The organism is Collinsella aerofaciens (genome assembly GCF_039758815.1).
GTDB lineage: Bacteria > Actinomycetota > Coriobacteriia > Coriobacteriales > Coriobacteriaceae > Collinsella > Collinsella aerofaciens_BP.
The window spans coordinates 21,749-31,542 of the sequence record NZ_JBDMSK010000022.1; the positions used below are offsets into that span (position 1 = coordinate 21,749).

Genomic DNA, 9,794 nt, shown 5'->3' on the forward strand with positions numbered 1-9,794 from the left:
TATGGCCAAGAGCAGGTACGCCGATGCCACCAAGGCCGCTCGCGGGGCCGCGATGTCTGCCCACAAAGTCACGGCTGCGGCGAATGCTGGCAGCGCCGACGCGTCCGCACAGCCGACTGCCAGTGCTGCCACCGAGCCAGCCCGCGACGCCCGTCGCGACGAGCTGACGCACGTGGACGCCAAGGGCGAGGTGCGCATGGTCGACGTGTCCGACAAGGCCGAGACCCATCGCATTGCTATCGCCGAGGGCACCATCCTCATGCACCCCGAGACACAGGCCATGGTGCTGCAGGACCGCGCCAAAAAGGGCGACGTGCTTGCCTGCGCGCGCGTGGCGGGCATCATGGCCATCAAACGCACGAGCGACATCATCCCCATGTGCCATCCGTTGCTCATTACCAAGAGCAAGTGCGACATTGTGCCCATCGCTGCGGCGGGGACGCCGGCCGAGGACGTGCCCGAGGGCTGGGCGCCGGCGCGCACGGACGGGCAGGTTGGCTTTCACGTGCTGGTTACGGCCGGCGTGACGGGCAAGACGGGTATTGAGATGGAGGCGCTGACCGGCGCGAGTGCCGCGTGCCTTACGATTTATGACATGTGCAAGGCGGTCGATCGCGGCATGGAGATCGTCGACGTGCGCCTGTTGCACAAGGAGGGCGGCCGCTCGGGCGTGTGGGATCGCGCCGAGCGCCAGGCCGCTGCTGTTGAGGCCGCCACCGCAGACGGTAACGCGCCCGCGAGCGCACCCGTCGCCGTCGCGCCCGCAGCTCCGACACCGACCGTCCCCGCGATCGCGTTTATCGGCTACCAGAACTCGGGCAAGACCACGCTCGTCGAGAAGGTTATCGCCGAGCTCACCCGCCGCGGCCTGCGCGTGGGTTCGCTCAAGCATCACGGGCATCACGGCTTTGATATCGATGTGCCCGCTAAGGACACCTGGCGCCATCACCAAGCCGGATCCAAACACGTGGGCCTCATCTGCGCCACGCGCTGGGCGGAGTACGCCGACACGCGCGAGGAGGACGAGATGCCCGCGCGCGAGCTGCTGTCGCGCTACAACGATGTCGACGTGGTGATCATCGAGGGCTACAAGACCGAGGGCTTCGACAACATCGTGGTCGCGCGCTCCGGCGTCGACCGTCTGCGCGGCAAGAGCTCGCTCGACCTGGTCGATGGCCACACGCTGGCCCTTGCCTGCAACGAGGCCCTGGCGCGTCAGGCCTTCGACGCCGGCTTTGCGACCCGGGCCATCAACATCAACGACGCCCGAGCCATCTGTGACCTGATCCAAGATCACCTTTAAGGGCCGGCTCGCTGCGCTGCCATAACCTGCCAAATAAGGACAGGTTTATTTTGGCGGGTTTTATCTGGGCAAACGTCATTTCCACCACAAAGGGGCCAGGTACCTTTGTGGTGGTTTTGGCCAAAGAGCCTTTGACTTAAAGCTACCTTTAGGTGTAATAATCGCTGACAAACGATTGCAACCACGGAGGGGCCATGTCAAAACTGTACTTTATGCGTCACGGTCAAACGCTCTTTAACCTGCTTCGTCGCAAGCAGGGTTGGTGTGATTCCCCGCTCACCGCGCTGGGAATCGAGCAGGCAAAAACTGTCGGCGCGACCCTGCGAGAGCGTGGCCTTACGTTTGACCATGCGTACAGCTCTACGTCCGAGCGTGCGTGCGACACGCTTGAGCTTGCGTTTTCCGGTCAGCCTTACGAGCGCGTCAAGGGCCTTAAGGAGTGGAACTTTGGCAAGTTTGAGGGTGCGAGCGAGGATTTGAATCCGCGCCTGCCGTACGGCGATTTTTACAAGCAGTATGACGGCGAGGGCGAAGACGAGTTTCGCGAGCGCATGATGGCGACCATCACCGAGCTCATGCAGCGCCCTGGGCATGAGAGCGTGTTATGCGTGAGCCATGGTGCCGCAGCGGCTCAGGTTATGCGCGGCGTGGGCGTGGAGCCGCTCAAGATGAACAACCGCATTGGCAACTGCTGCGTGCTCGAACTCGACTTTAATCCCGCCGCCAGCACATTCGCTCTCGCAGATCTGTACAACCCCTACGGTACCCCGCGCGAGTAGCATCGGGGCATCAGCCAAAACTACCACAAAGGGGCCAGGCGCCTTTGTGGTGGATATAGCCCAACCCTCAGCGTTTGCCCAGATAAAACCTACCAAAATAAACCTGTCCCTTTTTGGCAGGTACCGTTTACGGGCGATTTCCTACCGTTCGGCGGACTTTCGTGCCGGTGGGCTTACGCTGCATGCAAGTTTCATCCTACAATCGCCCACGTGCTCACAAGTTTGTTACTCCTCGGGAGGCATCACTTGCGCATAATAGAAGACGAGGAATATCGCCCCGTCGTCTAGCGCCGATGTCCGAGGAGTTTTTTCATGCTCATTTTAAAGAAGATCAACAATAACGTTGCTCTTGCCGCCAGCGATGACGGCCGAGAGGTTGTTGTCTTTGGCAAGGGCATCGGTTTCCACGAGATGCCCTACGAGCTTGCCGATGAGTCTCTCATCCAGCGCAAATTCTATAACGTTCCCGAGAGCCTCCAGGATATGGTCGGCACACTTCCCGACGACGTTCTGCTCGCGGCAAGCGACATTGCCTGCTTCGCATCCCAGCAGCTTGGTTGCAAGCTGTCCGGTGGCCTGCCCTTTATCCTGGCAGATCACCTGCAGTTTGCCGTTCAGCGCGACGACGACCAGATCAGCGCTCCCAACCCGCTCGAGCATGAGGTGGCTTTCATCTACCCGCGTGAGCTCGAGATCGGTCAGGCCGCGCTCGCCATCGTGCAAAAGCACACCGGCGCCAAGCTGGGTCAGAACGAGGCCACGAGCATCGCGCTCCACATCGTTAACGCCGAGGTCGACGGTATGGGCCGCGCCAAGGACATGGGCTTCATCATGAAGAGCACCCGCGTGCTCGACGAGGTGACCCATTCCGTGGAAAAGCAGCTTGGCTGCTCGCTCGACACGGCGTCGTATTGCTACATTCGCTTTCTTGCGCACCTGCGCTTTTTGGTCCGCCGCCTCTGCAAGGGTAAGTGCACGCAGACCGAGAATTCCTCGCTGTTCATGCAGGCCGCCCGCGATTTTCCCGAGGCCTACCAGTGCGCATATGCCATCAACCGCGTGTTCGAGAAAGAGTTTAAGCAGAGCTGCTCGGACGAGGAGCTTTTGTATCTGATGATGCATATCAACCGTCTGCGATCGGCTTCGCAGACCGAGTGAGTAAGGCCGCCAGCCTGGCGGCAATCGCAACAATTCTTTTTGGTTTCTAGCTGCGGGCAAGGTACCGGCTCGCGGTAGGGGATATTTTTGTCGAAATTTGGAAAAGAGAGGACAGATCATGGCAGGTAAATACGACGATCTTGCTGCCCAGATCGTAGAGCTGGTTGGCGGTAAGTCCAACGTCAAATGCGTCGCACACTGCATTACCCGCGTTCGTTTTAAGCTCAAGGACGAGTCCCTGGCCAGCGATGAGAAGATCTCTGAGCTGCCCAACGTCATCAAGGTCATGCACGCCAACGGCCAGTACCAGGTTGTTGTGGGCAACATCGTCGAGGACGTCTACGACGCCGTTCTCAAGGCCGGCGGTTTTAGCGACGGCGGCGCCGTCGACGCCGATGACGACGATGCCGCTCCCAAGGGCGTTACCGATGTGATCATCGACCTCATCTCGGGCATCTTCGCCCCCATGCTCGGCACCTTCGCCGCTGCCGGTATCATGAAGGGCCTGCTGGCGCTCGCTACCTTCCTGGTCCCGAGCTTTGCCAACGACGGCGCCTACACGCTGCTCTACACCGTCGCCGACGGCATGTTCTACTTCCTGCCCGTGGTGCTTGGCTTTACCGCGGCCAAGAAGTTCAAGATGAGCGAGTTCAACGGCATGGCCATCGCCTTTGCTCTGGTGTATCCCACCATGGTTGCTCTGACCTCGGGTGAGGTTGTCGGCTCCGTCGAGCTCGGCTTTGCCGGTACCTTCTCTTGGTACACCACGTTCCTGGGCCTGCCGCTTATCATGCCTGCCTCGGGCTACACCAGCTCCGTTATCCCCATCCTTCTCATGATCTGGTTCGGCTCTACCCTCGAGCACTGGGTTAAGAAGTGGATGCCCGCTTCTATGAAGATGTTCTTCACCCCGCTGATCGTCGTCACTGTCACCGTTACCCTTGGCTACCTGGTCATTGGCCCCATCGCCACGCTCATCACCAACCTGCTTGGTGAGTTCTTCGCGCTGCTGTTTGGCCTGCCCATGATCGGCTCCCTCCTGGGCTGCACCCTCGTCGGTGCCTTCTGGATGTGCCTGGTCATCTTTGGCTTCCACTGGTCGCTCGTGCCTATCGCGCTGGTCAACCTGTCCACTCTGGGCCATGACTACATCCTGGGCTCCATTATCGCCCACTCCTTCTCGCTGGGCGCCGTGCTCTTTGCCATGTATCTCAAGAACAAGGACGAGAAGTTCCGCGGCATCGCGCTGCCGGCCATGATCTCCGCCTTCTTCTTTGGTGTCACCGAGCCCGCTATCTACGGTGTCGCCCTGCCCGATAAGAAGGCCTTCATCAACGCCAGCATCGGTTCTGCTGTGGGCGGCCTCATCATTGGTCTCTCCGGCGCCGTGGTGTACATGTCCGGTGGTCTGGGCGTCTTCAACTGGCTGTCCTTCATCGACCCCTCCGGTGTTAACGGCATCAACCACATGATCTGGGCTATCGTTGCCTCTTTCGTGGGTGCCGCCGTGGGCTTTGCGATCGAGTTTGCCACCTACAAGCCCGAGGCTGCCAAGTAGCCCAAACGACAAAGACTCGGTACCAAGCCGGCGGGGGGAGCGCCCCGCCGGTTTTTTCAAAGGGGCTAGATGCCATGCGCTCGTCCGAGCGACTGCCCAAAATCAAAACCATGCCGGATTACGGGGCTGAAACGGTGAGTGCTGACCATACCCCGTTTTTCCGTAAACTGACAAGCCTCCTACCTGCGGTTTTGTCCTTGCCGTTTCTGGCATGCTCAAGGGGCACTGGTTCTGCCCCGTAAACCGGCATGGTTTTGAACCTGCCAATAAGGGGCAGGTTTATTTTGGTCGGTTTTATCTGGGCAAACGTCGTCTCCGTCAGCTCCGTCCGCATATCTTAAGCCGGCATAGTTTCGATGGGTCGGTCCGTGCGCGTCCCGCAACATGCCTCGCCACGAAACCGGCCTATCTACTACGTTTAAGTGGTAGGGGCCAACCACACGGTGGTTTTTCGAAAACCGCCAAGCCGTCTACCTGCGGTTTTATTTTTGACAATTGCGGCGTGGTCGGGGGTTCACGACTAAACGTAGTAGATGGGCCGGTTTCGTGGCGGCCGACTCAACGCGAACTCCGATCGGGACGCAAATTACCCTGCGGACGCCGTTTCGGCGCCCGCGCAACCTCTCCAAACACGTACGAAAGGAGCCAACATGGCTTTTCCCGATGGATTTCTGTGGGGCGGCGCCACTGCCGCCAATCAGTGCGAAGGCGGATACAACGAGGACGGCAAGGGCCTCGGTGTTCCCGACATCATGACGGGCGGCACGGTCTCCGAGCCGCGCCACATTACCGACGGCATTCTGCCCCAGTACCACTATCCCAGCCACGAGGCCGTGGATATGTACCATCACTACCTCGACGACATCAAGCTCTTTGGCGAGATGGGCTTTAAGTGCTACCGCATGTCCATTAACTGGAGCCGCATCTTCCCCAACGGCGACGAGGCCGAGCCCAACCAGGCTGGCATCGAGTTCTACCGCCGCGTGTTCCAGGCCTGCCAGGAGCAGGGCATCGAGCCCATGGTCACCCTCAGCCACTACGAGCTGCCCTATGGCCTGTCCAAAAACTACGGCGGCTGGAAGAACCCCAAGCTCATCGATTTCTACCTCAATTACGCCCGTACCGTCATGACCGAGTACAAGGGGCTGGTGCGCTACTGGCTCACCTTCAACGAGATCAATTGCCTGCTCATGGGCGGTTTTGGCGGCGTGATGGGCGGCGGCATGGTGCCCGAGGCTACCGACACGCCCATGGCCTTTGGCAACTGCGACTGGGACGACCCGCAGGCGCGCTTCGACGCCCTGCACCATCAGTTCCTGGCGAGCGCCAAGTGCGTCACCATGGGCCATCAGATCGACCCTCAGAACAAGATCGGCTGCATGATCGCCGGCAACGCCTGCTATCCGCACACGTGCAATCCGGCCGACGTTCTGGCCGCCCAAAAGCAGCAGCGCGAGATGAACTTCTACTGCGGCGACGTGCAGGTGCGCGGTGCGTATCCTTCGTGGGCTCCCAGCGTGTGGCGCCGCGAAGGCGTGCACGTGGAGGTCTCGCCCGAGGACGCCGCCACGCTGGCTGCCGGTAAGGTCGACTTCTACAGCTTTAGCTACTACATGAGCGCCACCGCCACGGCCGACCCGGTGCTGCTGGAGCAGGGCAACATCTTTGGTGGCGCCGGCAACGAGTATCTCAAGAAGAGCGATTGGGGTTGGGCGATCGACCCCGAGGGTCTGCGCTACTACCTGGAGGAGGTCTACGACCGCTACCAGGTGCCGCTGATGATTGTCGAGAACGGCCTGGGCGCGGTGGACGAGGTCGAGGCGGACGGTTCGATTCACGACAGTTACCGCATCGATTACCTGCGCGAGCATATCAAGCAGATGGAGATTGCCATCGAGGACGGCGTGGACCTGATGGGCTACACCATGTGGGGCTGCATCGATTTGGTGAGTGCCTCGACCGGCGAGATGAAGAAGCGCTACGGCTTCATCTACGTCGACAAGGACAACGACGGCAACGGCACGCTCGCCCGCAGCCGCAAGGACAGCTTCTTCTGGTACAAGAAGGTCATCGAGTCCAACGGCGCCGACCTGGCCTAGCCAAGTCTCAACCAGCGTAAACGCCGCAACCACCACAAAGGGGCCAGGCGCCTTTGTGGTGGATTTTGCTTTAGTAGATGTGTGGGACATGCCTTACAATCTACCAAGTAGTTCATGACGGGCGAAAAACGGAGAGAAGGGGCTTGATGCGTCCTTAATGTTTCATGCGGATAGATTGATTTGACAGACGGTGGCGAATGCCCGCCGTCCGCATTCGTATGAAACAAGGAGTCTCCATGCTCGCCTCTCTTTTCTCAAAGCCTCAATCATCGCTGTCCGTGCAGGCCAAGCGCTTGGTGGCGATGCGCTTTCTCATCTACACCGGGTTTCAGACCAGTTATTTTATCGGCGTCATCGGAACGCTCACCTATGCGGACGATGCCTCGGTCGTCGCGACATCGCTGGCCGTTCTGTTTATGAACGTTTTCGTGATCCTGGGATCCTTTGCGGGCGGCGCTGCGCTCGACGCCTGGGGTCCGCGCCGCCATTTCTTGCTGAGCATCGTCGGCGCGCTCGCAACTGGCACGGCGATCATCGCTTTTGGTAGCGCGACCGGCATCGTCCTGCTCGGCGCGGTGTTCTTAGGCCTTACGATGGGATTCGCCCAGCCCATTGCCACGTCCTATCCGGCCTACCTCACCGACGATCCTGTCGAGCTCAAAGACATCAACTCCGCCATCGCCATGTTTTCAAACGTGAGTATCATCGTTGGCCCCACGCTGGGCGGCTTTGCCGCGGCGGCTGCGTCGTCGCGCACGGTGTTCGCGCTCATGATGCTCTTTACCGTGCTGGCGTTCGTCGTCGGTTGGGGCTTTAGGCCGCAGACCAGCTATGTCGCCGGGCATGCGGATGCCGATTCGGCAGAGGAAGGGGAGCGTGCGGGGCGAAGCTCCAACCCCGGCACGTCCGCCCGCGTCACCTTCTCGACCAGCATCAAGACGGTCTTTACCAACAGCGTCCTCGCCCTGCTGTTCTGCATTATTTTCCTTTCGAACTTTGGCTACGGAGCCTTCGATCCGCTCGAGTCGTTTTTCTATCGCGTTGTTCTGCATGTCGGTGTCGAGTGGATGGGCTGGCTCTCGTCGGCATGCGGTGTCGGCGCGGTGCTGGGTGCCGTGCTCGCGCTCCGCTTGCCGCCGCACTTGGTAAACCTAAAAACGCTGCTCGTGGCACTTATGTCCGTGGGCCTGGGAAGCCTGCTCTATGTGGGGACGCCGTACGTGGGTGTGGTCCTTGTCGGCCAGGTCGCCCTGGGCATAGCTTGGGGTGTCGTCAACCCGCTCCACAACACCATCGTGCAAACGACGGCGCCGCTCGAGCAACTCGGCCGTGTGAACTCGGTCATGGGCTTTGGCAACATGTTCGCCGGCGTGGCGCCGCTGGCGATTGCCCCGTGGCTGGCGGCGACATTTGGCGTGCAGCAGACGCTCGTAGGGGCGGGTATGGTCGTGACGGCGGTTCCCGCGGCGTTGCTGTTGTTTGGACGCCGGCATTTTGATCGTGCCGCAAGGCAGTGAAAACCATCACAACATTCGGTAAAAATCGCGATTATGCCGAAAAACGTCGAATGTTGTGATGGTTTGGCCCGCAAACGTCACTTCCACCACAAAGGGGGCCAGGCACCTTTATGGTGGTTTTGCACCAAAGCGCCCCGTACGCGCCTTGGTATACCATATACGCCGTTCACGAATACACCCCACACCGCCGCACGACCCAGAAAGGCCCCCATGGACGTCACCTTCAGCCACATCAAAGCCGTGTTCTGCGATATCGACGGTACGCTGCTCACGAGCCGGCACACGGTGTCCCCGCGCACCGTGGCGGCGATCCGCGCCTTGCGCGAGCGTGGCGTGCTCTTTGGCCTGTGTACCGGGCGCGACGCCCACGCGACCGAGGCCATGTACGAGCTCTGGGGTATCGAAGGCCTGGTGGACGTGCTCGTGGGCTGCGGTGGCGCCGAGGTCATCGACCGCGCGCACGACATCAACGAGCTGAGCTATCCGCTGCCGGGCGAGACCATCGCGCGCATTTGCGAGCACATGGCAGACCTGCCGGCAACGCCCGTTTGCCCTCGGGACGGCGTGCTCTATGTGCCCGAGAGCAATGCGTGCGTCGAGCACTTGTCGCGTGTCGACGGCGTGCCCTACAAGGTGGTCGACTTTTCCGAGTTTTTGCGCGAGCCGCAGGCCAAGGTGATGTTTACCATGGCGCCCGAGGCGATGCCGCAGGTCATCGAGCGGGCGTCGACGCTCGCCGACGACACTGTTAAGGCTGCGGCTCTGCAGACCACGCAACGGCTCTACGAGTTCATGGATCCGCGCGTGTCCAAGACGCGCGGCCTTGTGCGCGTGGCAGAGCTCAACGGCATGGAGCTCCGGAACATCTGCGTGTTTGGCGATGCCGATAACGACACCTGCATGGTGGCTGACGCCGGCGTGGGCGTGGCCATGGCAAATGGCAGCGATGCCACCCGCTCCGCAGCCGACTTTGTAACCGCCAGTAACGACAAAGACGGCATCGCGATCTTTATTGAGGAACATCTGCTGTAGCGCCGGGGGAGAACCACCACAATGGGGACAGGCACCTTTGTGGTGACCTCAAGCGATTTGGGCGAATTGATGCCTAAAAGCTGCGCGAAAATTCAAATATGGTTGTCTGAACATTACGCTTCCAACCACCGATGGGTTTAAGATATTCTCATCAATTTGGTAGGATATTCATCCCGGTTAATGACCTACCGCTCACGGTCGATTTTCGACCGTTCACAGGATGTTTGCTCTTGAGCAAAATGTTGTGCAAATAAATCTAATGCCATTAAAAAAGGCTCTGTTAGACCAGAATTGACATTCTGCCTCAATCATCTTTTTGAAATTGCAAAGCTATCGACCCCTTGCCGG

Annotated in this window: 7 protein-coding genes; all 7 read left to right on the top strand. The window is 60.0% G+C overall.

All coding sequences use genetic code 11. The annotated features are described in order from the left end of the window. Position 1 precedes the first annotated feature (1 nt). The 7 genes from mobB to ABHT90_RS08510 all read left to right on the top strand — a co-directional run bounded on the left by mobB (position 2) and on the right by ABHT90_RS08510 (position 9,446). Entirely contained in the window at positions 2–1,303 is a 1,302-nt protein-coding gene (mobB, locus tag ABHT90_RS08480; protein ID WP_346982220.1) for a molybdopterin-guanine dinucleotide biosynthesis protein B, read from the top strand. A 194-nt stretch (positions 1,304–1,497) separates the two neighbouring features. After that, positions 1,498–2,082: a histidine phosphatase family protein gene (locus ABHT90_RS08485; protein WP_346982221.1), complete on the top strand. Its 585-nt coding sequence runs from the start codon at positions 1,498–1,500 to the stop codon at positions 2,080–2,082. 312 nt (positions 2,083–2,394) lie between these two features. Continuing rightward, entirely contained in the window at positions 2,395–3,240 is an 846-nt protein-coding gene (locus ABHT90_RS08490; protein ID WP_346982222.1) for a PRD domain-containing protein, read from the top strand. 118 nt (positions 3,241–3,358) lie between these two features. Next, complete coding sequence (locus tag ABHT90_RS08495; protein ID WP_346982223.1) at positions 3,359–4,798, top strand: PTS transporter subunit EIIC; 1,440 nt, start codon at positions 3,359–3,361, stop codon at positions 4,796–4,798. Positions 4,799–5,448: 650 nt separating this feature from the next. After that, positions 5,449–6,897, top strand: coding sequence for a glycoside hydrolase family 1 protein (locus ABHT90_RS08500; RefSeq protein ID WP_195404013.1), 1,449 nt, complete (start codon positions 5,449–5,451; stop codon positions 6,895–6,897). A 236-nt stretch (positions 6,898–7,133) separates the two neighbouring features. Further along, entirely contained in the window at positions 7,134–8,414 is a 1,281-nt protein-coding gene (locus ABHT90_RS08505) for an MFS transporter (RefSeq protein WP_346982224.1), read from the top strand. A 210-nt stretch (positions 8,415–8,624) separates the two neighbouring features. Beyond that, positions 8,625–9,446: an HAD family hydrolase gene (locus ABHT90_RS08510; RefSeq protein ID WP_346982225.1), complete on the top strand. Its 822-nt coding sequence runs from the start codon at positions 8,625–8,627 to the stop codon at positions 9,444–9,446. Positions 9,447–9,794: the final 348 nt, after the last annotated feature.